Genomic DNA, 1,380 nt, shown 5'->3' on the forward strand with positions numbered 1-1,380 from the left:
CCCCACGCCATCGACACACCCGGCAGCCCCCGGGTCCGGCGCCAGGACGCCAGCCCGTCCAGGAACACATTCGCCGCCGCGTAGTTGCTCTGCCCCGCGCCACCCAGCACACCAGTAGCCGACGAGAACAACACAAACGCCGACAGATCCATCCCCGCGGTCAGCTCATGCAGATTCCACGCCGCGTCCACCTTCGCCCGCAGCACCGACTCAACCCGCTCACGGGTCAGCGACGTCAGCAGCCCGTCATCGAGCACGCCCGCCGCATGCACCACGCCGCTCAAGACGAAGCCCGCCGGCAACCCCGACAACACCCCGGCCAGAGCCTCCCGGTCCGCAGCGTCACACGCCGCGATCACCACCTCGGCGCCAGACGCTTCCAGCTCCGCCCGCAGCTCCGTCGCGCCCTCGGCCTCCGCACCACGGCGAGACAGCAGCACCAGCTTCTTGACCTCATGCCGGGTCACCAGATGCCGGGCCACCAAGCCGCCCAGCACACCCGTGCCACCGGTCACGAGCACCGCGCCAGAACCGAACACCCCCGACTCCGGAGCGTCGCCCGAAGGCAGCGACCGGCCCAGGCGCGGCACCCGCACCGCACCCGACCGCACCACCACCTGCTCCTCCCCCAGAGCCAGCACCCCGGGAAGAACACCCTCGAGTCCGTCCACGTCATCGGTGTCCACCAGCACCAGACGCCCGGGATTCTCCGCCTGCGCGGACCGCACCAGACCCCACACCGCGGCCCCCGCCAAATCCCTTACGCCATCGCCCGCATCGACAGCGCCCCGGGTCACCACCACCAACCGCTCACCCGCACGGTCCTCATCCGCCAACCACCCCTGCGCCCGCTCCAAAACCTCAAGCACACGCCCATACGTCTCACCCACCACATCCACACCATCGGAGACCACCCGCATCACCTCCGTCCGCGGCGCGACCTCACCCCCCGCCACCACAGCCGCGGGCACGTCCACCCACTCCACCCGGAACAGCGCATCCCGCGCCGCCCCGGCCACGGCGTTCAGCTGATCGGCTGCAACCGGTCGCAGGACCAGCGACTCGACCGACGCCACCCCACGGCCCGACTCATCCCCCACCAGCACCGACACCGCATCCGACCCGGTGCCCGCCGGCGCCAGCCGCACGCGCAGCGATGTCGCACCCACCGCCTCCAGGGCGAACCCACGCCAGGAGAACGGCAGCTGACTCCCCGAACCACCCGCGAGGCCCTCGCTCACACCCATCGCGTGCAACGCCGCGTCGAACAACGCCGGATGCAGACCGAACTGACCCGCCCGCTCCCGCTCTCCCTCCGGCAGCTCGACCTCCGCGAACACCTCACCATCACGCCGCCACGCACGCTTCAACCCCTGGAAA

1 protein-coding gene is annotated in these 1,380 nt (G+C 71.1%); it reads right to left on the reverse strand.

What is annotated here, in order from left to right:
- Positions 1–1,340: SDR family oxidoreductase (locus J5X86_RS50130; protein WP_308125000.1), on the reverse strand; the 1,340-nt coding region annotated here is incomplete at its 3' end.
- Between the last annotated feature and the right edge of the window lie 40 nt (positions 1,341–1,380).

The sequence above is a fragment of the Streptomyces sp. NEAU-YJ-81 genome (assembly GCF_017592595.1).
Lineage (GTDB): Bacteria > Actinomycetota > Actinomycetes > Streptomycetales > Streptomycetaceae > Streptomyces > Streptomyces hygroscopicus_B.